Here is a 24,869-nt window from a genome sequence, read left to right on the forward strand (position 1 = left end):
TCTGCTCAACTTCCTGGAAACCGCCCTGACCGATGGTCTTGTTCGCCGCCTGCGGAGTGACCAGCAGCAGCGGCGTGTGGTTCCAGTAGGCGGTTTTCACGGCGGTCACGAAATTGGTGATGCCGGGGCCGTTCTGCGCGATCATCATCGACATCTTGCCGGTCGCACGGGTGTAGCCATCCGCCATCATCCCCGCGCTGCCTTCATGCGCACAGTCCCAGAACATGATCCCGGCCTTCGGGAACAAGTCCGAGATCGGCATCATCGCAGATCCAATGATCCCGAACGCATGCTCAATCCCGTGCATCTGCAAAACCTTAACAAAGGCCTCTTCCGTCGTCATTTTCATGTGAGTGTTTCCTTATCCTTTCAGGGCGCCGAAGCCCCTGTGAGTTACAGTATTTCGTCTTTGAGGTAGTAGCCGACATACGCCATGCGCTGTCCCAGTCGGCGGAAAGGCGTCAGAATGCCGTGGCTGGGCAGCGGGGACGTGAAGATCGGTAGTTCAAACGCCTTGTCTTTCTTACCCGCGATCAGCTGTGCCATACGACGCCCGGCCTGAGCCGAGTACATCACGCCGTTGCCACCGTATCCCATCGCGTAGAACACGCGCTGCTGCGGGTCCGGCTGGAAGATACGCGGCATCATATCATGGCTGACATCGACCCAGCCCCACCACGAGTAGTCGAGGTTGATATCCGTCAGCGCCGGGAACTTTCGGGCGAGACCCTTTTTCAGTAGCTCCAGATGTTTTTCGTTCTCGGCATCACGCCCTGTCACCGCGCTGCGGCTGCCGATCTGCATCCGATTGTCCGGCAGCAGGCGGTAATAGTGGCGCAGCGTACGCGTGTCGGTCAGGGGGGATTTGGTCTGAATGCCACACTCATCCAGTTCGGCCTGGGTAAGCGGCCGTGTCACCATCGAGTTGGACAGGATGGGCATCAGGCGGTGCTTTGTGCGCGTGTTCAGACCCGGCGGAGTATAGCCCGCGGTTGCCAAGGCCACCGTTTTGGCGCGGACGATGCCGCCCGGTGTGCGCAGGTGATGCACGCCGTTCTTCGTCTGCCATCCCATGACCGGGCTGCCGGTGTGAATTTTCACCCCCAGACGGCGCGCCATGTTGACGTAGCCGAAGGCCAGTTTACCCGCATGGATGCAGGTCCCGTCAGGTTCCCACATGGCACCTGCGGCCTCCATATCGCGCACGTGCTTTTCGTGAAGTTCTTCCCGAGAGAGAATCCGCGAACCATAGCCGAACACGTCGTTGAGCAGCTTGCTTTCTTTCTTGAGGGAGGGCATGACCTTGTCGCGATGCGCGATGTAGTAGTGGCCGCCTGGCTGCGGGTCGCAATCGATATCGTCCGACGCAATCAGATTGTTGAACAGCTGAAACGCTTCTGTGACCTCGGCATGCATGCGCTTGGCCACGTCCGTGCCCCAGCGCTGAATCCATTGCGACCGTTTCAGCCGTCCGGATGAGATCTGGGCCTGCCCGCCATTGCGGGTGGAGCAGCCCCAAGAGACTGTATTTGCTTCTAAAACAACGGCTTGAATGCCGTGTTCCTTGGCAAGATGAATGGCGGTGGACAGGCCGGTATACCCCGACCCGATCACCACCACATCCGCATCCATATCGCTGGACACAGGTCCATCATCGGCCGGAGGTGTTCCGGCCGTTCCAATCCAATATGTGGGCGCGTGGTCGCGATTGTGACCCGGACCCGCATCTATGATCGGGTCATATTTCGGGTCATAGCTGGCCTTGGGCCAGTGACGCGGGATGCTGTTATCCACCATTCTTGTTTTTCTCCGAGGCTGCGCGCAGGGCGGCGGATCAGGCTTTGAACATTGGACGCGTCTTTCGAAGCGCCTGTTTTACGACGATTTTACCGTCACGAACGGTGAACAGATCCGCACCTTCAGCTTCGATCCGCATACCGTTTGCGTCGGTTCCTGAGAAGGTCCACTCGGACACGGCACGATCACCGTGGACAAAATGGCTGTGATGGTCCCAATGGGCGTCTTTCATGCCTGCCCAGACGCCTGAAAACGCGGCGGCTATGGCTTCGGCACCTTCAACCTTGTTGCCGTATTTCTCGTCACCAGCCACGGTGTAGAACACGCAGTCGTCGGCGAAGTGGGTCATTACGCCGTCGATGTCATGGCGGTTGAACGCGTCAAACGTGTCCGCCAGGTCCTGCGCGGTCAGAGTTTTGCTCATTTTGTACTTCCTTGTCAGTGGGGTTGTTACGTTTCGTCCGGGTTCGGAACGATCAGTGTCGGTATCTTGGAGCGCCGCAAAACGCGTTTTGCGACGGTGCCCAGAAACGTATGCGAAAAGCCGTGATCATGCGCACCCAGCACGATCAGATCACAGCCCAGTTCGACCGAGCGGCGCAGGATCACTTCGGCCGGGTGGCCATCGGTGACTTCGACCGAGGTGATCTGATCGCGAATTTTTCCATCGTCGCCGTCGAACTGCGCCCAGAATTTGGCTTGCCGTTCGGCCAGAACCTTGCGCACCATCTCGTGACGACGCTCGATCGCGGTCTTGCGGGTTTCTTCATTCAGGATGAATATCTCCATCGTGATCTTGGCATCGTCCGACAGTGGCTCATTCACATGCAGCACGTGAATTTCGGCCCCCGTAGCCTGCGCGATGCTGGCGGCATGGCGCATGGCGTGACCCGAGTTTTCGGACAGGTCAGTGGCAAAGAGGATGTTTGTGACCATCTGTTTCATGTCGTCATCCTTTCAGATCAGTAGCCAAACAGCCGTGGGAGCCACAGCGACAGTTCAGGGAAGAAGGCGATGATGAAGATTGCAATCGTGTTGGCGGCCGCAAAAGGCAGCGCACGCAATGAGATCTGTTCGATCGTGATGTTCGAGATACCCGAGGCGATGAACAGGTTTTCGCCCAGTGGTGGAGTCTGGAAACCGATACCCAGCGTGCAGACCATCACCACGCCAAAGTGGATCGGATCGATACCCACCGAATAAGCCACCGGCAGCATCACCGGAACCAGGATCAGGATGGTGGCCAGCGTCTCCATGAACATGCCGACGAACAGCAGGAAAAAGATGATCAGCGTCCAGATGACATAGAGGTTGTCCGTGAAGCTGAGCATCGAATCCGCGATGATCGCCGGGATCTGGTTTTCCACCAGCAGTCGGCCAAACACGGTCGCGGTGAACAGGATCAGCAGAACACGGCCCGTGAGCCAGGTGGTGGCCTCGAGCGACTGGAACAGCGACTGCCAGGTCAGTTCGCGGTAGATAACCACGCCCACGAACAGGGTGTAGAAAATCGCCACGATTGCCGCCTCGGTCGGAGTGAAGAAGCCGGTATAGATACCGCCCAGGATCACCAGCGGCGCCATCAGCGACCAGAAACCGCGATACATTTCGCAGCCCACGTGACGGATCGACCAACCTTCGGAAACGCCCTTGTAGCCGCGCTTTTTCGACATGAAGAAGTTCAGGATCAGCAGGCTGGTGGCGATTAGGAAGGCCGGGACGAATCCGGCAATGAACAGTTTCGAGATCGAAACCGACTGAAAGGTTCCGAACTTTTCCACGGCTTCCGGCGGCGGCGCCATGCCGAGCGCGGCAATGCCGAAGATCACCATCGGGATGGAGGGAGGAATGATAATCCCGAGGCCGCCAGAGGACGCAGTGATCGCCGAGGCATAGCCGCGCTCATAGCCGCGGTCGATCATCGCAGGGATCATCAGCATCCCAACGGCCGCGGTTGTTGCCGGGCCCGAGCCCGAAATGGCGCCAAAGAACAGACAGGCCATAACCGTTGCAGCCGAAATACCGCCGGTGAATGGACCAGCCAGACTTTCAGCAACATTGATCAGGCGTTTTGAGATACCGGCGGCCTCCATCAGGGCCCCGGCAAGTATGAAGGCAGGCAACGCCATCAGGGGGAAAGCACCCACCGAGGTAAAGGCGATCTGCACGAATTTGATCGGGTTCTCGTCCAGGTAAAGGAATGAGACCAGCGATGCCACACCCAGCGCCACAGTGATCGGCGCGCCAATGAGCAGCAGAAACAGGAAAGACCCAAACAGGATTGTGACGATTTCGGATTCCATGGTTTATCCCCCTGCCCTTAGGATTTCTTTGCTGCTTCAGTCGCAGCTTTGATTTCGTCGAGGTCGATCTGATCGGGATCGTGAATATCCTCGCCCTTGATAAGGCGGCGGTAATTCACCTGAATGATGCGGACGGTCATCAGCGCAAACGCGATGGGCAGCACCATGTAGACGTACTTCATCTCGATACCCAGGGTCTGGGATTTCCAGAACTTGTTCATCTTGTTGAAGACAAAATCCGTCGCCAGATACAGGAAGTAGACATTGAAGAAGAGCCAGAAGAGATCGGCGAAGGCTTCGATGTATTTGATCGACCCATCGGGCAGGAACTTGAACTGGAATGTCACGCGGTTATGCGCACCTTTCAGAGCGGCGTAACTTGCGCCGAAATAGACGAACCAGACGAACATGTAGACCGAGAGTTCCTCGATCCAGCTGACCGAAAAGCCGAAGACCTCGCGCGCGATGATCTGCACGAACAAAAGGCAGACGAAGCCGGATAAGAGGATCCGGCAGATGACACTTTCTATGTTGTCCAGAAATTTCCAGAACATGTGGTTTCACTCCTCCCTGAAGTGAGAAGAGCGCCGCAGCGCTCTTCCCGGTATCGCCGTGCGACGATTATTGCTGGACCGGCTCGCGGCCGATGGCTTCAAGAACTGCATTCAGTTTCTCGACACCACCAATGGACTCGTAGAATTGCGGCCATACAGCTTCGGTCGCCAGTTGAATGAACTCGGCTTCGTCGTTCTCGGGGTCGATGATTTCCATCCCCTTGGCCGTCAGCTCTTCCTTGATGGCTGCTTCCGAGTCCCGCAGGAACTGGGCCGAGACCTGAGTGGCTTCCTGCCCTGCTTCCAGGATCATCTGCTGTTCCTCTTCGGACAGGTCCTGGAACACGGCTTCCGAGATGATCAGCGGTTCGATCGAGAAGATGTAACGCAGGTTGGTGACGTGGTTCTGAACCTCGTAGAACTTCATCGCATTGATCGTCAGGTAAGGGTTGTCCTGACCGTCAACCACTTTGGTCTGCAGGCCGGTGAAGGTTTCCGACCAGGCCATCGGGGTCGGGTTGATGCCCCATGCCTTGTAGGTTTCGATCATGATTTCGTTTTTGGGAACGCGAATGATCAGGTCCTGCAAATCCGCAACCGATTTGACCGGCTTCTTCGAGTTCGTCAGACGGCGGAAACCGGTATAGGTCCAGCCGATGATGCGCACACCGGCATCACGGATGGTGTTTTCGACCAGTTCCTGACCGATGGGACCCTGGGTCAGTTTTTCGGCATCTTCCAGGCTGAGGATCACGTAAGGCAGTGTGAAAACACCGACCGAAGGCGAGAACGGCGTGATGTTGTTGATCGCCAGCAGCGACATATCCAGCGTGCCAATCGCCGCCTCGTTCACCGTGTCCTGCTCGGAACCGAGCTGACCGTTGAGAAACAGTGTCGCGGTGTGCTCACCACCTGATTTTTCTTCGAGCGCTTTTACGAACGCGAGCCCCAGCGCCTCTTGTGCGCTGCCCGCGCTGTCGCCGACAGCGATCTTGAAGTTCTTCGCCTCGGCCGTGCCTGCAACCATCAGTGCGGCAACGGAGACGGCTGCGCTGAAAGTGCCAAGCTTTTTAATAAATGACATGGATTTCCTCCCATATGTCGTGTTTCGAGGTGCGCGCTGACCTGGGGAGAAGGTGGCCAGTCCGATTCTACCTCGGCGACACGAAGCTAACTTGCCAACTTGGTTTCGTCGTTGTTAATATTTGCGCGAAAGGTTTCATAAATTTCAAACATACGATATGAGACGGAACAAACTTGATACCCGGATCGGCGACACGGACATCCGTCTGCTGCGCGTGTTCAAAACCGTCGCGGAAAGTGGTGGCATCACGGCCGCCGAGATCGAGCTGAACATCGGCAAATCGACGATCTCGAAACACTTGTCTGACCTGGAACTGAGGCTTGGCCTAAAGCTGTGCAACCGGGGGCCGTCAGGGTTTTCACTGACGGAAGACGGCGAAAAGGTGCTGGCCGCGGCAGAAGACCTGCTTATTTCCGTGGCGCAGTTCAGAACCGAGGTCAACGAAGTCAAACAACAACTGGCCGGCAGCATTCGCGTGGCTCTGTTCGATCAATGTACGACCAACCCGGAAGCCCAACTTGCCCGCACCATTCACAAGTTCAATGAGGCCGCACCGGCGGTTCACATCGAACTGTCGCTGGAACCCCCCAACGTGATCGAAACAATGGTCATCAGCGGGCAACTGGATGTCGGTATCATCGCTTTGCACAGACCATCGGCAAGCCTGGAATACACGCCGCTCTACGGGGAAAACATGTATTTGTACTGTGGGCAGGAACACCCCCTGTTTGACCGCTCGGATCCAGAGTTGAAACTGAGTGTTCTTCGCAAGTTCAACTACGCCGGCCTGCACGTGAACTCTCCGAACCTCATCGTTGGTCAACAACTGGGGTTTCGACGTGCGGCCAAAGTGCAGAACGAACAAGCCCTTGTCATTCTGATACTTTCAGGTCGCTACCTTGGGTTTCTTCCCGATCATCTGGCGCAGGAATTTGTCGAACATGGGCTTATGAAAAAGGTTCTGCCCAAAGAGATCAAATACAGAACCCGTTTCGCGGCCGTGGCCAGAAAACAACCTGCGCCAACACGCGTGGCCAAGCTGTTTCTGGAAACTCTGGTAAAGGTACATTCTCAGGTACAGTAGGAACGCGGGCAGGACGTCTTGTTTCCCAGACCCAAACCCGCCCACGCCTGAAATCAGCACACGGCGCAAGGCCGGGCGGATCAATCGCAGGCTGCGGTAACGATCATCTCGACCTTCAGAACATCACGGGCCAGTTTCGCCTCGCCGCAGGCGCGGGCCGGGGCGTGGCCCTCTGGCACCCAGGCATCCCAGACCGCGTTCATTTCGGCAAAGTCGGCCATGTCCGACAGCCAGATCACGCATTGCAGGATACGCGTCTTGTCGCTGCCAGCCTTGGCCAGAAGGTCCTCGATCTTGGCAAGGATGTCACGGGTTTGATCGGCAACGGTTGCGGCATCGGAAACCTGACCGCACAGATAGGCGGTTCCGTTATGTTTGACGATGCGGCTCATGCGCTTGCCGGTCTCGATCCGAGTGATGGTCACGACTGCTGTCTCCTGTCACGAAAGGTATGTTCCAGTTGGGCGATAGAGCGAAACGACGCCAACCGCCAGCCCAGACCTTCAATCATCGAAAAACTGCCAGCCTGCCGCGCGGGAGTTTTCAGCCTAACAGCACGCTTATGTCCGGTGCGCGGCGACGGGATAAGCGGTTGCCAGCGCCTTGCGGACAGGTCGTTTTCGCGGATACCTTTTCTGTCCTGTCTTGCGCGCCTCGGCCAACGCATTCGGAGAAACATCGCGACTTTGGTTCACAAGGCGTTTGACGGAGGTTTCCCAGTCTGCTTTCAATCGGTCAAGAGCTTCTCCGCTCGCCCCAATATCGGAGCGCCATATGCCACCCGGCACTGCCGAAACACTGCTTTTTGCATGTCCGATGCAGGACAGCGAAGTTGGTCGACTGACGTCAATGGTTCCAACAAAGGACGGGTGGTCATGACCCGCGATGTGCTGCTGCAACCCTATCAGCTGAAGCATCTGACGCTGAAGAACAGGATCATGACGACCAGTCATGAACCCGCCTACCCCGAAGACGGTATGCCGAAAGAGCGTTACCGCGCCTATCATGAGATGCGCGCGAAAGCTGGGGTCGCGATGACCATGACGGCGGGTTCCGCCACCGTCAGTCGCGACAGCCCACCGGTGTTCAACAACATCCTTGCCTACAAGGACGAGGTGGTGCGCTGGATGGCTGAATTGACGGATGCCTGCCATGCTCATGGTTGCGCGGTCATGATCCAGTTGACCCATCTGGGGCGGCGCACGGGTTGGAACAAGGGCGATTGGCTGCCGTCGGTCTCTTCTTCGCATTATCGTGAACCGGCCCACCGGGCCTTTGCCAAGAAGATGGAAGACCATGATGTCGAACGGATCGTAAGCGACTACGCCGATGCAGCCGAGCGTATGAAGGCCGCGGGTCTCGACGGAATCGAATTGCAAGCCTATGGCCACCTGATCGATCAGTTCTGGTCACCACTCACCAATACGATGGACGCGCCCTATGGCGGCAGTTTCGACAATCGGTTGCGGTTCGGCTTCATGGTTCTGGATGCAATCCGCAACCGTGTCGGGCAGGATTTTATCGTTGGCGTCCGCTATACCGCGGATGAAGTCGAAAAAGGCGGCATCACCGAAGAAGACGGGCTGGAAATCGCCCGAAGGCTGCGCGACAGCGGTCAGGTCGATTTCCTGAACGTCATCCGCGGGCGCATTCATACGGATCCGGCCATGACGGATGTGATCCCGGTACAGGGCATGAAAAGTGCGCCTCATCTGGATTTTGCCGGGCGCGTACGAGCCGAAATCGGGATGCCGACCTTTCATGCATCGCGCATTCCCGATGTGGCAACCGCACGACATGCCGTGGCCTCGGGGTTGTTGGATATGGTCGGCATGACCCGCGCGCATATGGCCGACCCGATGATCGTGTCCAAGATCCGGGCCGGTCAGGAGGATGAAATCCGCCCCTGCGTCGGTGCAACCTACTGCCTGGACCGAATTTATCAGGCGGGTGAAGCCCTTTGCATTCACAACCCCGCTACCGGGCGCGAATTGTCGATGCCGCATGTGATCCCCGCAGCCAAATCCCGCCGCCGGGCGGTCGTCGTCGGCGCAGGGCCCGGAGGGCTTGAAGCCGCGCGGGTCGCGGCAGAGCGCGGGCATGACGTTACCGTTCTGGAAGCGGCCCCTGAACCCGGAGGTCAGGTGCGTCTGGCCGCGCAATCCCGACGCCGGGCCGAGATGATCGGGATCATCGACTGGCGCATGGCGCAATGTGCTGCGCGCGACGTCAGGTTTCAGTTCAACACGTTTGCAGAGGCGGAGAACGTAACAACCTTTGCCCCGGATATGGTCGTGATTGCAACCGGAGGCTTGCCCGAGACGACAATATTGGAAACCGGCAACGATCTGGCGGTTTCGGCCTGGGACATCCTGTCGGCAGACGTGCAACCGGGCGAAAATGTCCTGATCTACGATGATGCGGGCGACCACCCGGCCCTGATGGCGGCCGAGGTCATCGCCGGGTCCGGTGCGCGGGTTGAGATCATGACCCGCGACCGCAGCTTTGCGCCCGAGATCATGGGCATGAATCTGGTGCCATATATGCGTGCGCTGCAAAAAACGGGGGCGGTGTTCACCGTTACCCGAACGCTGAAATCGCTGGTTCGCTCAGGCAATCAACTGGAAGCGGCGATTGGAACGGATTACTCGAAACTTGTTGAAAAGCGCGTGTATGATCAGGTCATTGTCAATCAGGGCACCTTGCCTCTGGATGATCTCTATTTCCAACTCAAGCCGCTTTCGCGAAATCGTGGCCGTGTGGATCACGACGCTCTTGTCGCCAATTCGGGTGACGTGTTTCCGCAGGTGAACCCGAATGCCGGTTTTGATCTTTACCGGATCGGAGACGCCGTTTCTTCGCGCAACATACACGCGGCAGTCTATGACGCGCTGCGCCTAGGCCTTTGGTGGTGACGCCATCTGAGAATGCGTTGAACACGTACAGCCGATTGCCCGCACGGCATGAAACCCCTTATGCGCCCGAACGAAAAGGACCGGACATGAGCAATATTGAGGTCATCGAGACTGTTTGGATACCGCTGCCTGACGGCACGAAACTTGCGGCGCGCCTGTGGCTGCCGGAAAGCGCGAACAACGCCCCTGTGCCCTGTATCGTAGAATACATCCCCTATCGCCGCCGGGACAGGACACGCATGCGGGATGAAAGCATGCATCCGCAGTTTGCCGCCGCCGGTTACGCGTCGATCCGCGTTGATATCCGAGGCTATGGCGACAGTGATGGTGTTTCCAAAGATGAGTATTCGCATCAGGAGATTCAGGACGGTCACGACCTCATCCAGTGGATCGCCGATCAGGACTGGTGCGATGGAAATGTCGGAATGTTCGGCAAAAGCTGGGGCGCATATAACGCGTTCCAAGTGGCGGCGACGCGCCCTGCGGCGTTGAAGGCGATCGCACCGGTGATGGGCACAGACAACCGGTGGCGCGAGGACATCCACTTTTACGGCGGATGTCTGGCCAACGACAATTTCTGGTGGGGCTCGATCATGCAGCTGTACAACGCCATGCCACCAGACCCAGAGATTGTCGGCCCGGACCGCTGGCTTGACATGTGGCGCGAGCGGTTGGAAGGCGCCGCGTTCTGGCCGGCCATGTGGCTGGAACACCAGACCCATGACGAGATGTGGCGGCGCGGTTCGATCTGCGAGAACTATGCCGACGTGGATATACCGGTCTACTTTTTCGGCGGCTGGATGGATCTATACCGCGATACCCCATTCCGCATTGCCGAACACCTCAGCGGACCGGTCAAGATCCTGATGGGGCCCTGGGCGCATCTTTACCCGCATGAAGGGGTGCCCGGCCCCAAGGCTGATTTCGTCGGCGAGGTCATCCGGTTCTGGGATCACTGGCTGAAGGGAAAAGACACAGGGTTGATGGACGAACCACCCTTGCGTTTTTTCCTTCAAGACAGCGCAGCGCCGACCGGAACGCATCTGGAACGCACGGGGCGCTGGGTCGAAGAGCCGAGCTGGCCGTCACCGAATATCACCAACACGTCCCTGTGGCTGAATCATCTGACGCTTGAGGCAGACCCCGTTTCCGCGGCAGAGCTTGCGATTTGCTCGCCGCAAAGCTTTGGGGCGGCCGCAGGTGATATGTGCTCTTTCGCCATTCCCGGAGACATGGCGGCAGATTGCCGGATCGACGCCGCCGGCGCGTTGCAGTTCAAAGCGGCGCCACTTGAAGACGCACTTGATATCCTGGGGCAACCATCGGTCGATCTGAAGGTGTCAGCAGATCAGACTCAGGGCTTTGTCGTTGTATTGCTGGTGGACGAAGCCCCGAACGGTGCGCAGACGCTGATTGCCAGGGGATTCTGCAACCTCAACCACCGGATCAGCGATACAGAACCCACGCCGATCACACCCGGGGAAGAGATGGCTGTTACCGTCTCGATGTATGGAACAGGATATCGGGTTCCGTCAGGTCATCGCATCGTTTTGCAGATCGCTTCGGCTTACTGGCCGGTACTCTGGCCCGCCCCCGAACCTGTGACACTTACAATCCGCCCGGGTCAATCTCAGTTGCACTTGCCCATCCGCAACCCAGGCGTTGACACAACCGAACCCCGCCCGCTGCCGGAACCATCGGCGTCCGGTGAGGCCGCAAGAAAGACCAAGGTGCGCTCGGGCTCGATGGAACGCTCGGTCCACACGGACCTGACCAATGGCAAGGTGACACACAGGTTTTTTCTGGACGGGGGCGTCTTCGGGCCGGTGGGTGATTTCCGCCTGGACGATATTGGGACGGTGCTCAGCGACGTGTCGGATCGAAGATATTCAATCCATCCGGGTGACCCGCTTTCTGCTGTTGCCACGATGGAGCAGACCGCCGGTTTCGACCGTGAGGACTGGTCGGCCAGGATATGGACCTATTCCGAACAACGGGCAACGGCCACCGAGTTTCATTTGATCTCGCGCCTGAAGGCATGGTCAGGGGAGGAGCTGATCTTTGAGGAAGAGAAAGCGCATGTCATTCCGCGCAATGGAATGTAGTTGAAAACACGTTGGAAAAATTGCGTTGAGACCCGTGACTGGACTTGCCTTCGCAGTCCTGTCAACCCAACCGAATGGTCCAGACTTGCGCGGACATGTCTGGACGGTCCTGTCGTTGCACCATGTGCCGGTCAGAACCCCAAAGCACTGCCGGATTTGATGGTATCCATGGAAACGAAGGTTCTGAACTTTCTAATATTGCCGTTTTCAAAGAACATCCTGCGGGTGAAATCTTCGTAAACCGCCATGCTTTCGACGACCACGACAACCATGAAATCAACCTCTCCGGTCACGTAAAAGCATTGCTGGACTTCCGGAGCATTCAGCAGGGTTTTCTTGACGGCATCGATCTCGTCCGGGGTTTCACTGACCAGTTCAAGTTCAACGAAGATGGTAAGTTGAAGACCTACGGCCGCCGGGTCAACGACGGCCACATTGGCTCGAATCACGCCCTCGGCCTCCATCCGGCGGATACGGCGCTGCACCGAGGGTGCGGACAGATTTACGGCCTCGCCAATCTTGTGCTGCGTGGTTCTGTTGTCTTGTTGCAGAATCCGCAGGATCGCGCGGTCAAAGTCATCCAATTGCGTCATGTGAAAGAAACTTGCATGGCTTGCCACTAACTAGAGCCCTTTTTTCAGGTCACTTGCAATAAACTTGTTTCTCACATGTGAAGCAACACGTCGAAGGGGAAGTTTTGCCGTGACAGCATTGACAGAACGCCTGCGTGCGTTGCGCCATGAGTTTCATCGCAACCCCGAGCTTGGGTTTCAGGAAGTCTGGACCAAGAACCGGATTGCCGGGCATCTGCGCAACCTGGGCATCGAGGTGTTTGAAGGGGTCGGTGTCGTGGGCGTCTTGAAGGCGGGCAATGGCAATCGCGCCATTGGGCTGCGCGCGGATTTCGACGCGCTCCCGATTACTGAGGTCAATACGTTTGCGCACAAGTCGCAGAACGAAGGTGTCATGCATGCCTGTGGACATGATGGCCACACGGTGATGCTGCTTGGGGCCGCCGAATTGCTGGCCAAGGATCCGACGTTTGACGGCACGGTTGTCTTTCTGTTCCAGCCCAATGAAGAGCATGGGCTTGGGGCAAAAGCGATGATCGATGAGGGCGTTTTGCGGACCTTCCCGATTGATGAGGTTTACGGCGCGCACAATCTTCCGGGTGAGCCTGTCGGGCGGGTTTCCACCCGCGCCGGTGTCATCTGTTGCAGTGAAAGCCTGTTTGAAATCACGCTTTCCGGTCAAGGCGGTCATGCCTCGATGCCCCATGTCGGGCGCGAAACGATCACGCCTGCGGCGGAACTTGTATTGGCCCTGCAAACCATCGTTTCACGCAAGCTTGCACCTTCATCCGGCGCCGTGGTGTCGGTGACCGAGTTCACCACCGACGGGCAGCGCAATGTCCTTCCGGGGCGTACTGTTCTGAAAGGTGACGCGCGGGCCATGTCACCGGCAGACCGCAAGCTGATCGAACGCACCATGCGCCAGATCGCAGGCGGTGTGGCCGAAAGCCATGGCGTCGAGGTGAGTGTGGATTTCCGTACCGCATTCATCGAGGCAAACAATGATGCCGATGCCGCATCGCATGTCGTTGCAGCGGCTTCGGCCATGGGTCTTGAGGTGGACGGAGACCGCTCTGCCATGTCTTTCTCGGAAGATTTTGCTGAATTTGCCGCCGTTGTGCCCGGGTGTTTCCTGCTTATCGGCAACGGGACCGAAGGATCAAACGGCCGTCCGCTGCACTCGGCTGATTACGATTTCAACGACGCACTGCTCCCGCTGGGTGCAGAACTCTGGGCAGAGCTGGTACGGCAGCGCCTGCCGCTGACCCCCTGACAGGATACACGACCATGACAGAAATCATCGCCCATCAGGCAGGCAGGCCGAGCTTTGGCCCCGCTGCCGAAACCGTTTTGTCACAACAGGATTTCGATCGCGCAGCAAGGGAAATCACCCAATGGGAGGGGTATGCGCCAACGCCTCTGCATTCTTTGCCATCGTTGGCAGCCGAGATCGGAGTCGCGGAAGTCCACTACAAGGATGAAGGTCCCCGGTTTGGTCTTGGAAGTTTCAAGGCCTTGGGGGGGGCCTTTGCCGCCTTGCGTGTTCTGCAACGCGAAATATCGCGCCGGACCGGTCAGGACGTGTCATTGGAAGATATCCGTACTGGCCGCTGCGCCGACATGGTTGCCAGTATCACGCTTGTTTCGGCAACCGATGGCAACCACGGTCGGTCGCTCGCGTGGGGGTGCAAGCGGTTCGGCGCGCCGTGCCGGATCTACATTCACGCCGAAGTCAGTGAAGGCCGCGCGCAGGCCATGCGCGAACTCGGGGCCGACGTCGTGCGCATCAATGGAGACTATGACGCCTCGGTGGATCAGTGTCGGCGGGAAGCCGACGAGAACGGCTGGTTCGTGGTTTCGGACACATCCTGGCCAGGCTACACCGACCCGCCGCGCGACGTGATGTCGGGCTATGGTGTCATGGTCAAAGAAGTCGTGGATGTAATGGACGCGGCACCGACGCATGTCTTTCTGCAAGGTGGAGTTGGAGGGCTTGCCGCGGCAGTTGCGGCAGCATTGCGTCAGGCCTGGGGTGATGCCGCGCCGCGCGTCGTGGTCGTGGAACCGCATCTGGCGGCGTGTTTGTTCGAAAGCGCAAGGCAGGGGCAAGCCGCGTCCGTAGATATCGATGAAGAGACCATCATGGCGGGTTTGTCCTGCGGGGTGCCGTCACCGATGGCGTGGGAGGTTTTGCGCAGCGAAGCCTCGGACTTTCTGACAATCGACGATCAGCTGATACCGCCCACCGTCCGTCGCCTGGCGCGTCCGCATGGTAGTGATCCGGCGATCGAAGCCGGAGAGAGCGGCGTTGCCGGATTGGCCGCATTGATCGAAGCGGCCAACAACCCCGAGCTTTTCCAGAAGCTTGGATTGACGCCGCAGTCTCGGGTTTTGACGATCGGCTCTGAAGGCGTGACGGATCCCGATATCTATGCCCGGATCATGCAAGGCGACGTGTAACTCAGCCGCAATTCCTGCGGGCACAGAGGCCAATCAGCTCAGCCGAAAACCCAGTTGCAATGGGCCTTGGGACGGTTGAATCCGACATTGTGGCCCGCAACGGAGAAGTTCCATCAAACGACATCCCGATGTCGTAGGAGTTGTATACAGGCCCGCCCCGCATCAGTAGCGGTTCGCTATGATACGCGCGTTAAACGAAAACTGGGCACTGTTCCTTGGGATGTTCATGCTGATGGTTGCCAACGGTCTGTTGGCGACGTTGCTGACGATCCGGGGGGCCAGTCTGGGCTTTAGTGACTTCACGATTTCCGTCATGCAGGCAAGCTATCCCCTGGGTGCGCTTGCAGGGACGGCACTTGCCCCGAGGCTGGTCGAAAATGTCGGGCATATTCGGGCATTTTCGGCCCTCGCCTCGCTGGTTTCGATTGCGGCCATCGTACATCTGCTGACCAGCGACGCGATCAGCTGGAGCGTGATGCGTCTGTTGGGCGGATTTTGTTACCCGGGGCTTTACGTCATCACCGAAAGCTGGCTGAACGCGAAGTCCGAGAACAACATGCGCGCTCAGGTCCTGTCGCTGTATTTCATTATCCAGCTTGCCGGCCCGGCGCTTGGCACCGCCATAGTAGGCTTTCCCGACCCCACTGGGAACCTGCTGTTCGGGCTTGTTTCCATCCTGATTTCGCTTTCGATCGTGCCGCTTCTTCTGTCGGGCAACAAGGCGCCGGAATATGCCGCTCCGGAACGCATGTCGGTTCCCGTGCTTTACAAGGTTTCGCCCATCGCAGTCATCGGTATCGTTCTGGTCAGCATCGGTGTCGCGGCGTCTTATATCTCGTTGCCGCTTTATGCGTTGCAAAACGGCTTTACGACGGCGCAGGCGTCAGGGGCGCTGGTGGCGGCGCTGATCGCCGGTGCGGTGGTGCAATACCCGATCGGCTGGCTGTCTGATCACACCGACAGACGCTATGTGGTCATCGGGCTGGGTGTCGTTACGACCCTGTCCAGTCTTTGGATGGCCATCGATACGTCGCCGTCTCATATCGTCTATGGTTTTGTTCTGATCGCAATCGGGCTGTATCCCGCGTATTCGATCCTGACGGCGCATGCCAATGATCAGCTCAAGCTGTCTCAGATCGTTCCCGCCAGTGGCACGATGGTGCTGCTGCTGAATGTCGGCCTGCTGGTGGGAACCATGCTGGGGCCGAACTCTATCTCATTGTTCGGCGGGCGCGGTCTTCCGTTTCTTCTGGCGGCTATCGGTATTGCGGTCGCCCTTTTCGCATTGATCCGGCGTGTTCAGGTGGCCGCTCCCACCGATACCGGCGATGTGCAGGTCGTGGGGATTATCGGCACCGGGCAACCCGGGGTCTTGCAGGCCGAAACCTGGGTTCAAGAGGAAGAAACCCGGACAAACCCGGACTCATCCCAAGGGTTCAAAGCATAGGCTGTTTCATTCGCGTCCGGCGCGACGGACGCCGTGCCGATGCGGCGGTCAAACCGAGATCGAAGCCGCCTTTGATGTACCGGACCATTCTGCACCGCAGGACCCCGTCAGAAATCCGTCGCTCAACCGAATATCAGGATCAGCGCCACGCAGGGCGCACTCCACTTCTCCTTGGGGAAGATCACCGTCGATACGTTTTCGATACAGTTCGCACAGTTGACGGAATCCGCCAGATTGCGGCGACAGACGCAACGCCGAGATGCCAGCCTGTTTCAGCAGGTCGATCTGATGATCCGTACAGGCATGGCTGTCTGACAGGGTCTGCACACCGTTCATGGCCATAAAAGGCTTGCCGTCACCGGTCAGAACGTCCAACCCGTCCGGATCGTCTTCGCAGGCAAACTGGCAATTGTCCTTGCTGCGCCCATGCAATCGCGCGTGGTAACAGCGCCCGGAAATGGCCAGCGGCAACCTGCCATGCCCCCATATTTCGATCGCGACGCCCAAGTCCGAGGCAGCTTGCGCCAGCGTTTTGACCGAAGCGATGGGCAGTTCCGGCGGAAGACAAACCCGGCGCGCACCCCGAGCAGCCAACCATTTCAAAGTACCTTCGTTGTAGACATTTACCAGCGGGCCAACGGCAAACGTGCAGGTGCCGGGCAAATGTGCCAGCGCGGTCAGATCGTTGATCTCGACCATGACGCCCATTTCTGCAAGCTCAGCCGTGAGTTTGCGCTCGCGTTTCAGGGTCACAAGGGCCAGGCTTGTCAGCGCAACCTCTTTGCCCGCCTCCACCAGCCGGGAAATCGCCGCAGGGATACGATCCTGGTAGAACGGCAAGCGCTTGGAACAGACCAGTTCCCCAAGCACGACGCGGTCGACGGGCGATCGGGCCAGATCATCATAAAATGCAGCCCAGGTTTCGGAGGGCCAGAAGAACTGGTTCGGGCCTATTGTCAGTTCCATCGGATCACCTCCACGTCTTTTTGTAAGCGCCGGTCGTCATGGCCTGCCCTTCCGACAGTCGCGCAAGCATACCTTCGGGCATCGGCTGGCCTGACTCCAGCGCATCGACCGCGGCGCGAAAATTCCGAACGACCTGTGCGACATAAGATTTTGACCGCTGGCGCCCTTCGATCTTCAAGGCTGTCACACCTGCCTTTTGCAATTGCGGGATCAGCCGTTCTGCGTTCAAGCTGACGGGATCCTCGAACAGGTGCCCGGTTTTTTCACCTGCGGAAAAACACCCTTTGCACAAAGTCGGATACGGTGCGGGCTCATCCCGTTCGACCCGGTGGATCAGGTACCCGCCAAGGCGCGCGTTCAACGCGCCCTGTTCTTCTTGATACTGCACATGGCTGGCAGGGGAGCAGACACCATTCATGTTTGGAGACAACCCGGTGGCATAAGAGGACAGCGAGCATCGCCCCTCGGCCATGACGCAAAGACCGCCGAACACGAAGACTTCGGTTTCGACGTCGGTTTCAGAGTTGATCGCGGCAATTTCCGGAACGGACAAAACGCGCGGCAAGACCACCCGCTTTACACCGAAAGTTTCGGCATAGAAATTGATCACGTCAGCATTGGCCGCCGCGGCCTGCACGGACAGATGTCTGCGCAGCTTGGGATGATGTCGCGCCGCGTAGTCCAGCAAGCCCAGATCGGCGAGAATGACAGCATCTGCACCGCAGGTTTCGGCATCCGCCACCGCTTGTTTCCAAATCCCTTCGTTGCCTGCCTGCGGGAAGGTATTGATTGCAATCAAGACCTTCGATCCGTGATCATGGGCAAAGGAAATTCCGGCCCGCATTTCAGCGCGGTCAAAGTTGAGCCCCGGAAAGTTCCGCGCATTGGTTTCGTCATTGAAGCCACAATAGACCGTGTGAGCCCCGGCCCTGACGGCTGCACGCAGGGCCGCGGGCGTTCCCGCCGGGCAAACGATTTCCATTACCATAGAATCGCGTCCTCGGGTCGGGTCAGGCACAGGCCGGTCCGACGCTCTGCAAAGGCGATGATCTGCTTCAGCTGGCGTTCAAGCGGGCCGGAAAGGGTTGCGGCCTCGTGCGCGAGGTCCAGCTCTGCGTCGTCAATTGCGTTGCGCAGCGCCAGTGCCGCGGCTGTGTCGCCCTCGATCACCAGATCGCGCGAAAAGAACAGGGCGTCACCGTCAAACGCTCCATGTACCAGCCCCAACAGCGCCGCCAGTGGGCCGGAAATTCGCGCGGCCCCGTCCACGCGCCCGCGGCTCAATCTTATACTCGGTGCGCCGTCATTCGGTTCGAGCAGAAGGACAACGGGCAGATCCGTTGGATCAAGCACAAAGGCTGCCCGGCTGTATTCCCCGAGCCGGTTGAGCAAATCGGGGTGTTTCTTGGTTATTTTGCGGGAAAACGCCGTCAGTGACAGCGACAAGGGTGCAAGCGGAACAAACCGCAGGGCTGCGGCCAAAGCGGTAGGGCATTGCGGTATCTGGTTTAGGGGATCGGACAAACAGACCTCCTGCTGTCTCAACAAAGTGAACCGGTGCGGCCTTCCTAAAGCCGCCCCGGCGCCCGGGACTTGACGGTTGTCAATTCGACCGGTCTCTTTCGCTGCTAGAGGGTAGGCACCATCGCCGGAGCAAACCCATTCGCACTCTGCCGCCATATCCCAGCCTTCGACATTTTCTGAAATGGTGTGAAGAAAAAGGGCAGTTCAGGCGCATCGCCGAACCGGTTTCCGTGCGCCATCAAATGACCGCTGTCCACCGCGCCGTGTTAGAGGCCAATGGGCCCGTGTTGCAATTCGACACGCCGACGGGCGTGCCCTCGGGGCAGTGCAACATGCCGGTTGTGGTCAACCTGTTCGGAACTTCGGAACGCGTCGCCGCCGGGCTGGGCGTTTCTTCCGATGGGCTGGATGATCTGGGCGCGTTTCTGGCCGCGCTTCGGGCCCCGACGCCGCCGGGCGGGTTGCGGGATGCGCTGTCCCGGTGGCCGATGCTGAAGGCCGCATTGTCCACACGACCGAAGCAGGTCAAAACCGCCGCTGTTCAGCAGGTTTGCCACAGCGGAGCCGATGTTGATCTTTCTGCGCTGCCGATCCAGACACACTGGCCCCGGGACGCGGGGCCCCTGATCACCTGGCCTGTGGTCATCACCCGCCCCCGTGGCAGCGAACCCGACGCGGTACAAACTTACAACGCCGGCGTTTATCGCGTTCAGGTGCTGGACCGGAACCGTCTGATTATGCGCTGGTTGCCACATCGCGGCGGGGCTGCCCATCATCGCAGTTGGGCGCAGCACGGCGAAAAGACGCCGGTCGCAATAGTTCTGGGCGCAAACCCCGCGACCTTGTTGTCGGCGGCTCTGCCCCTGCCCGAATTGGTGTCTGAGCTGACATTTGCCGGGGCCCTGAACCAGAACCGGCCACGATTGGTTCCGGCCAAATCCGTCCCTCTGCTTGTACCGGCAGATGCCGAGATCGTTCTGGAAGGCTGGGTGTCGCCAAGCGAGACAGCACCCGAAGGGCCGTTCGGGGATCATACCGGGTACTACAACCCCGCCGAGCCGTTTCCGGTGATGCATGTCACGGCCGTGACCCATCGCGAGGCACCACTGTATCTGTCAACCTATACCGGACGCCCGCCTGACGAACCTGCGATCATTGGCGAAGTGTTCAATCGATTGGCCTTGCCGACCATTCGCGCTCAGATCCCCGAAATACACGACCTTTGGCTGCCGCCTGCCGCCTGTTCCTATCGCATCGCCATTGTCGCTATCGACAAGCGATATCCGGGCCAGGCCCGGCGTGTGATGATGGCGCTTTGGGGGATGCTGCCGCAATTCAGCTATACAAAGATGATCGTTGCGGTAGATGCCGATATCGACCACCGAAACTGGGACGATATCGCCTGGGCGCTTGCCACGCGAATGGACCCGGGCCGCGATGTGATGATCCTGGACAGGACACCCATGGATTATCTGGATTTCGCCTCGCCGGAACCCGGTCTGGCCGGAAAGCTGGGCATCGACGCCACGACAAAAACAGGCAGTGAAACACAGCGGGAATGGGGGACGGTCATGCGCACCGACAAGGTTGATCACGCATTTGCGGAAGACCTGATAGACAGATTGATGCCAGAGCTGAGAACATGACGAAAACCCGAGTAGTCTTAGGTGTGTCAGGCGCTTCCGGTGCGGTTTTGAGCCTTGCGGTCGCACGACATCTGACATCGGCGGATATCGAAATCGACCTGGTCGTCAGCCCCGCCGCCCGTCTGACGCTTGCGCAGGAATGCGGCCCGGATGCCCTGAAGGAACTGCGGCAGTCGGCAACCCGTCATCACGCGCCCGCCGATATCGGGGCCAGTATAGCGTCCGGTTCGGTGCCGGTATCCGGGATGATCGTCGCGCCCTGTTCCATGCGCTCATTGGGTGCGATCGCGCATGGACTGGACGACAACCTGCTGACACGCGCGGCGGGCGTTCAGCTCAAGGAACGACGCCCACTGGTACTGCTGACACGAGAAGCGCCGCTGACACTGGCGCATTTGCGCAATATGACTGCGGCCGCAGAAATGGGAGCCATCATCCTGCCCCCTGTGCCTGCCTTCTATTTAAACCCGGTCAACATAACCGAAATCGCAGATCAGATCGCAGCGCGCGCTGTTGATTGTCTGAAGGTTTGCGCACCGGCCGCGAAACCGTGGCATCCCGAAACCGAGGCGGACCCTGTCGAACGGTTCGAAAGCAAATTGCACATCCCATAGCCACAGATCGCGGATGAGATCTGCGGCTATGGGATGAACTTGATCCGGCGGGCCGGTTGTTTCAGTCGCGCAGCCTGCCGCCCAAAGGATCGAACGGCGCCTCTGCCAGCACCCGAGCCTTATGCGGTTTGCCAATCACCTGGATCACCACTTCATCCCCTGGCTGCGCCACCTCGGGGTTGCGGAAACCCAATGCCAGAGATTTCCCGACTGAATACCCGTACGCCCCCGATGTGACACGGCCGACAGGCGCACCATCAGGTGTAAAGATCGGCTCACTGCCGGTGGCGTCGGCATCCTCGGTCACGTCCAGTTCAAAGATGGACAGGACCTCGCGCGGAGCTCTATCCTTGATGGACAGATAGGCGTCTTTGTGCAGGAAATCCTTGTCCAGCTTGATCAGGCCCGTCAGCCCGACCTCTTGCGGCCAGTATTCCTGGGAATATTCCCGCCCCCAGGATCCATAACCCTTTTCGATGCGCAGCGACCCAAGCGCCCGTCCACCCACGGGGCCGCCACCGCAGTCTTTGGCGGCTTCGAGCAACGCAGAGTAAAGCGCGACCTGATCGGTTTCGGCGCAGTGCAATTCCCAACCCAGATCGCCGGTAAAGCTGACCCGGATGGCCACGCAATCAACACCTGCTACGGTGATCTTCCGAGACCGCATGAAGCGGAACGCTTCGTTGGAAAGGTCTGCATTAGTCAGGCGCGCCAATGCCTCGCGTGATTTCGGGCCGGCGATGTTGAACCCGGCGATGCGGTCCGTTGCGACGTCAAGAGTTGTGCCCTGAGGCATTTCCACCATCTGAAAGAAGCGCTGATGATAGCGTTCAGCCATGCCGGAGCCAATCATCATATATTCGTCTTCCGCCAGCTTGGTGACGGTGAAATCCCCCGCCACGCCACCGCGGACCGAAATCAGCGGCGTCAGGCAGCTGCGCCCAATTTCGGTCGGCACGCGATTGGCCACCAGGCGGTCCAGCCAGTCGTAGGCACCAGGCCCCTTGATCACGTAATTGGCGAAGTTCGAGATATCGATCACGCCCACGCTGTCGCGCAGCATCTGAACCTCGCGCCCGACCGGATCAAACCAGTTCTGGCGGGTGAAACCAGTGGTCTCTTCGGTGCCGGGTTCATCGGCAAACCACAACGGGTGTTCCCAGCCACAGTTGAGACCAAAGACACAGCCCATCTGTTTCTGCATCTCGTAGGCGGGGCGCACACGGGCCGGGCGGCCTGCACTGCGTTCTTCATTCGGGAAGTGAATTTTGAACCGATGGGTGTATGCGTCTTCGACCCGGGCCTTGGTGAACTTTTTGTCGGCCCAGTCGCCAAAGCGGGCGAGATCCCAGGCGAACATGTCATATTGCGGCTCACCCTCGATCATCCATTGCGCCGCCAGCAGCCCCAGCCCGCCGGATTGCGAGAAGCCGGGGATCAGACCGCCGCAGAGGAAATAGTTCTTCAGTTCGGGCACCGGCCCCCACAGCATATTGGCATCGGGCGACCAGATCATCGGGCCGTTGATTACCCGTTTCACCCCGGCTGTGGCGGCAACCGGCACGCGTTCGGTGGCGCGGATCACATTTTCCATGATCCGGTCCAGATCGTCGGGAAACAGATCATGCGCGAAGTCAAGCGGCGTACCGTCTTCGGCCCAGAACTTCATGTCTTTCTCATAGGCCCCGATCAGCAGGCCGTTGCCCTCTTGTCGGAAGTAATACTCGCCGTCCCGGTCGGCGATTGACGGCAGACGACGGCCCAGACTGGCCACTTCGTCGATGCTTTCGGTCACGAAATACTGATGTTCGGTCGGTTGCAGCGGCAGGGTCAAGCCTGCCAGCGCCGCCACCTCGCGCCCCCAGAGGCCCGCCGCGTTGACCACCCATTGGGCATGAATGTCACCCTTGGGCGTACGAACGATCCAACTGCCATCGGGTTGCTGTTCCGTGGCGATCACCGGGCAGAACCGTTCGATGGTGGCCCCCATCGCACGGGCCCCGGCGGCATAGGCATGCGGTACGCCGGACGGGTCCACATTGCCGCCATCAGGTTCGTACATGATGCAGCGGATGTCATCAAACTGCGCCAGCGGGTGCAGCTCTTTGGCCTCTTCCCGGCTGACCTCGTGAAAATTCAGCCCATAAAACCGGGCCTTCGCCTCTTGCAGGCGCAACTGTTGCTCGCGCTCTTCGGTCTGGGCCAGATAGAGCGATCCGGGCTGGAACACACCACAGCTTTGGCCGGTTTCCTTCTCCAGCTCTTTGTACAGGTTCATCGTATAGTGCTGGATGCGGGTGATGTTGTTGTTGTCATGCAGACCGTGGATGTTGGCCGCCGCGTGCCAGGTCGATCCGCTGGTCAGCTCATCGCGTTCCAGCAGGATCGAGTCCGTCCAGCCGAGTTTGGCAAGGTGATACAGGATCGACGTACCGGCAAGGCCGCCGCCGATGACAACAGCTTGTGCATGGGTTTTCATGAGGGAATGTCCTTGGATATGGCGCGGCTCAAGCGGCGATTTCTTTCATGACGGCAAGGAATTTGGCGACTTCGCCGATCGAGTTGTAGTGACACATCGAGACCCGTACGCAGGCATCATAGCCAAGCGGTGTCAGGATATTGCCGGAATAGTGGTCCGCCTTGCGCAGATGCGTGCGGATACCGTGTTCGTTCAGCCGTTTGACGACCTCGGACGAGGCCACGCCTTCGACACGCAGCGATACCAGACCTTCTCGTGCCGGGTTGTCGGCCCCGCCCAGAATGGTGACTTTTTCCATCTCGGCCAGGCCGCTCAGGTTGCCGGTGCCGTGGATCATCGCGTCGGTCAGCGCCTTTTCCTGCGCATGGATCGCATCACCCGCCGCCAGAAACTTGCCGCGCCGGTCTTCGGCATCGCTGACCTGACTGCCCAGCCATTCGAAATAGGATACGACGTCGGACATCGTGGCATAAGCTCCGGTGTCGCGCGTGCCCATTTCCCAATTGTCCGCGGGGCCATTCAGCAAGGCGTTGTGCTCCAGCGCGGTCAAGCGATCAGAGATCCAGGCCACGCCGTAGCCATGACGCGAAAACACCTTGTAGGGCGAAATCACATAACCATCGACGTCATAGGCGGTCAGATCGATCCGGCCATGCGCTGCGTGCTGGATGCCATCGACGATGATGAAACAATCCGGAGCCACGGTGCGGATGGCCTGAGAAACGGCGGCGACATCAACGCCCATTCCCGTCACCGGAGAGGTATGTAGGATCGTCGCCACTTTGGTATCCGGTGTCACGGCCGCGGCATAGGCTTCGGCCGAGACGGTGCCGGTGGCGTCATCATGGGGTACCAAAACGTGGGTTTGCCCGGAAATGCGGGCCCAACGATCACAGGCCGAACGCGTCGCCGGGTGTTCCAATGTGGATCCCAGCACAACGCCCGGACCCGTTCCCAGACATGCGTTCATGATCAGCCGGAACAACAGTTCTGTACCGCTTTCACCCACAAAGAACTGCCCGCCGGGTGCGTTCATGAAATCCCGCATATCCGCCTTGGCCGCGTTGATCGTGGCGACCAGCGCATGGGATCCCGGATTGTCGCGCCCCTGGTTGTCCGGGATGGCGGCGTAACGAACCGAGCTTTCCAAAACTGAATTCAATGTCAGTGCGCCTCCGGCATTCTCGAAAAAGATCCGCTCACCCTGTTCGGGGCAATGATCGATCTGGGCAAATCGGCTGCGGATTTGGTTCAGCAGGCTCTCTGATATTTGGCTCATGGTCAGTGGTTCTTGTTTCGTTGTGTGTGCAAAGCTGTGC

22 protein-coding genes are annotated in these 24,869 nt (G+C 58.8%); 8 read left to right on the forward strand and 14 right to left on the reverse strand.

Annotated features, from left to right (window positions below; translation table 11 throughout):
• The 7 genes from GS605_RS15305 to GS605_RS15335 all read right to left on the reverse strand — a co-directional run.
• Positions 1-349 (reverse strand): thiamine pyrophosphate-binding protein (locus tag GS605_RS15305; protein WP_253283319.1); only part of this gene is annotated, 349 nt, incomplete at its 3' end.
• A 44-nt stretch (positions 350-393) separates the two neighbouring features.
• Entirely contained in the window at positions 394-1,797 is a 1,404-nt protein-coding gene (locus GS605_RS15310; RefSeq protein ID WP_171724526.1) for an FAD-binding oxidoreductase, read from the reverse strand.
• Positions 1,798-1,834: 37 nt separating this feature from the next.
• Positions 1,835-2,221, reverse strand: a complete 387-nt coding sequence (locus GS605_RS15315; protein ID WP_209835032.1) for a nuclear transport factor 2 family protein — start codon at positions 2,219-2,221, stop codon at positions 1,835-1,837.
• A gap of 26 nt (positions 2,222-2,247) precedes the next feature.
• Positions 2,248-2,742 (reverse strand): universal stress protein, encoded by a 495-nt coding sequence (locus GS605_RS15320; protein ID WP_171636286.1) that lies wholly within the window; start codon positions 2,740-2,742, stop codon positions 2,248-2,250.
• 17 nt (positions 2,743-2,759) lie between these two features.
• Positions 2,760-4,100 (reverse strand): TRAP transporter large permease, encoded by a 1,341-nt coding sequence (locus GS605_RS15325; RefSeq protein ID WP_171117920.1) that lies wholly within the window; start codon positions 4,098-4,100, stop codon positions 2,760-2,762.
• Between the two features lie 17 nt (positions 4,101-4,117).
• Complete coding sequence (locus GS605_RS15330) at positions 4,118-4,654, reverse strand: TRAP transporter small permease (RefSeq protein ID WP_171636288.1); 537 nt, start codon at positions 4,652-4,654, stop codon at positions 4,118-4,120.
• 67 nt (positions 4,655-4,721) lie between these two features.
• Positions 4,722-5,738, reverse strand: a complete 1,017-nt coding sequence (locus GS605_RS15335; protein WP_171636290.1) for a TRAP transporter substrate-binding protein — start codon at positions 5,736-5,738, stop codon at positions 4,722-4,724.
• Positions 5,739-5,895: 157 nt separating this feature from the next.
• On the opposite strand from GS605_RS15335, the gene GS605_RS15340 reads away from it, so the two are divergent.
• A complete protein-coding gene (locus GS605_RS15340; protein WP_171724527.1) occupies positions 5,896-6,822 on the forward strand; it encodes a LysR family transcriptional regulator in 927 nt (308 codons plus the stop codon).
• An 80-nt stretch (positions 6,823-6,902) separates the two neighbouring features.
• Here the strand turns inward: GS605_RS15340 and GS605_RS15345 are convergent, their stop codons facing one another.
• Positions 6,903-7,247 (reverse strand): RidA family protein, encoded by a 345-nt coding sequence (locus GS605_RS15345; RefSeq protein WP_171117928.1) that lies wholly within the window; start codon positions 7,245-7,247, stop codon positions 6,903-6,905.
• Between the two features lie 450 nt (positions 7,248-7,697).
• Between GS605_RS15345 and GS605_RS15350 the strand changes: the two genes are divergently transcribed.
• The gene (locus tag GS605_RS15350) at positions 7,698-9,737 is read left to right on the forward strand and encodes an NADH:flavin oxidoreductase (RefSeq protein WP_171724528.1); all 2,040 of its coding nucleotides are present in this window, start codon (positions 7,698-7,700) and stop codon (positions 9,735-9,737) included.
• A gap of 86 nt (positions 9,738-9,823) precedes the next feature.
• Positions 9,824-11,842: a CocE/NonD family hydrolase gene (locus GS605_RS15355; RefSeq protein WP_171724529.1), complete on the forward strand. Its 2,019-nt coding sequence runs from the start codon at positions 9,824-9,826 to the stop codon at positions 11,840-11,842.
• A 131-nt stretch (positions 11,843-11,973) separates the two neighbouring features.
• On the opposite strand, the gene GS605_RS15360 is transcribed toward GS605_RS15355, so the two are convergent.
• Positions 11,974-12,435, reverse strand: a complete 462-nt coding sequence (locus GS605_RS15360) for an Lrp/AsnC family transcriptional regulator (RefSeq protein WP_171636299.1) — start codon at positions 12,433-12,435, stop codon at positions 11,974-11,976.
• A gap of 109 nt (positions 12,436-12,544) precedes the next feature.
• Here GS605_RS15360 and GS605_RS15365 point away from each other — a divergent pair, with 109 nt between their 5' ends.
• The 3 genes from GS605_RS15365 (at position 12,545) to GS605_RS15375 (ending at position 16,321) form a co-directional block, all read left to right on the forward strand.
• Positions 12,545-13,687 (forward strand): amidohydrolase, encoded by a 1,143-nt coding sequence (locus GS605_RS15365; protein WP_171636301.1) that lies wholly within the window; start codon positions 12,545-12,547, stop codon positions 13,685-13,687.
• Positions 13,688-13,701: 14 nt separating this feature from the next.
• Entirely contained in the window at positions 13,702-14,874 is a 1,173-nt protein-coding gene (locus tag GS605_RS15370; RefSeq protein ID WP_171724530.1) for a diaminopropionate ammonia-lyase, read from the forward strand.
• Between the two features lie 178 nt (positions 14,875-15,052).
• Positions 15,053-16,321 carry an MFS transporter gene (locus GS605_RS15375; RefSeq protein WP_171636305.1) on the forward strand — a complete coding sequence of 423 codons (1,269 nt, stop codon included), beginning with the start codon at positions 15,053-15,055 and terminating at the stop codon, positions 16,319-16,321.
• Between the two features lie 48 nt (positions 16,322-16,369).
• Here the strand turns inward: GS605_RS15375 and GS605_RS15380 are convergent, their stop codons facing one another.
• Genes GS605_RS15380 through GS605_RS15390 form a run of 3 tightly spaced genes read right to left on the reverse strand, consistent with a single transcriptional unit; the run spans position 16,370 to position 18,811 of the window.
• Entirely contained in the window at positions 16,370-17,287 is a 918-nt protein-coding gene (locus GS605_RS15380; RefSeq protein ID WP_171724531.1) for a U32 family peptidase, read from the reverse strand.
• Positions 17,288-17,291: 4 nt separating this feature from the next.
• The gene (locus tag GS605_RS15385; protein ID WP_171724648.1) at positions 17,292-18,269 is read right to left on the reverse strand and encodes a peptidase U32 family protein; all 978 of its coding nucleotides are present in this window, start codon (positions 18,267-18,269) and stop codon (positions 17,292-17,294) included.
• A complete protein-coding gene (locus GS605_RS15390; protein ID WP_371807770.1) occupies positions 18,269-18,811 on the reverse strand; it encodes an SCP2 domain-containing protein in 543 nt (180 codons plus the stop codon). The genes GS605_RS15385 and GS605_RS15390 overlap by 1 nt, the downstream gene beginning before the upstream one ends.
• A 137-nt stretch (positions 18,812-18,948) precedes the next feature.
• On the opposite strand from GS605_RS15390, the gene GS605_RS15395 reads away from it, so the two are divergent.
• Together GS605_RS15395 and GS605_RS15400 are read left to right on the forward strand one after the other, a co-directional pair.
• On the forward strand, positions 18,949-20,457 hold the full coding sequence (locus GS605_RS15395) for a UbiD family decarboxylase (RefSeq protein WP_171724649.1): 1,509 nt from the start codon (positions 18,949-18,951) through the stop codon (positions 20,455-20,457).
• Positions 20,454-21,071: a UbiX family flavin prenyltransferase gene (locus GS605_RS15400; protein ID WP_171724533.1), complete on the forward strand. Its 618-nt coding sequence runs from the start codon at positions 20,454-20,456 to the stop codon at positions 21,069-21,071. Before GS605_RS15395 ends, GS605_RS15400 begins: the two co-directional genes overlap by 4 nt.
• A 61-nt stretch (positions 21,072-21,132) precedes the next feature.
• On the opposite strand, the gene GS605_RS15405 is transcribed toward GS605_RS15400, so the two are convergent.
• Both GS605_RS15405 and GS605_RS15410 read right to left on the reverse strand, forming a co-directional pair.
• Positions 21,133-23,550 carry an FAD-dependent oxidoreductase gene (locus GS605_RS15405; protein ID WP_171724534.1) on the reverse strand — a complete coding sequence of 806 codons (2,418 nt, stop codon included), beginning with the start codon at positions 23,548-23,550 and terminating at the stop codon, positions 21,133-21,135.
• Positions 23,551-23,578: 28 nt separating this feature from the next.
• Entirely contained in the window at positions 23,579-24,829 is a 1,251-nt protein-coding gene (locus GS605_RS15410) for an aminotransferase class V-fold PLP-dependent enzyme (protein ID WP_171724535.1), read from the reverse strand.
• Between the last annotated feature and the right edge of the window lie 40 nt (positions 24,830-24,869).

Origin of the sequence: Ruegeria sp. HKCCD7559 (assembly GCF_013110575.1) — a bacterium.
GTDB lineage: Bacteria > Pseudomonadota > Alphaproteobacteria > Rhodobacterales > Rhodobacteraceae > Ruegeria.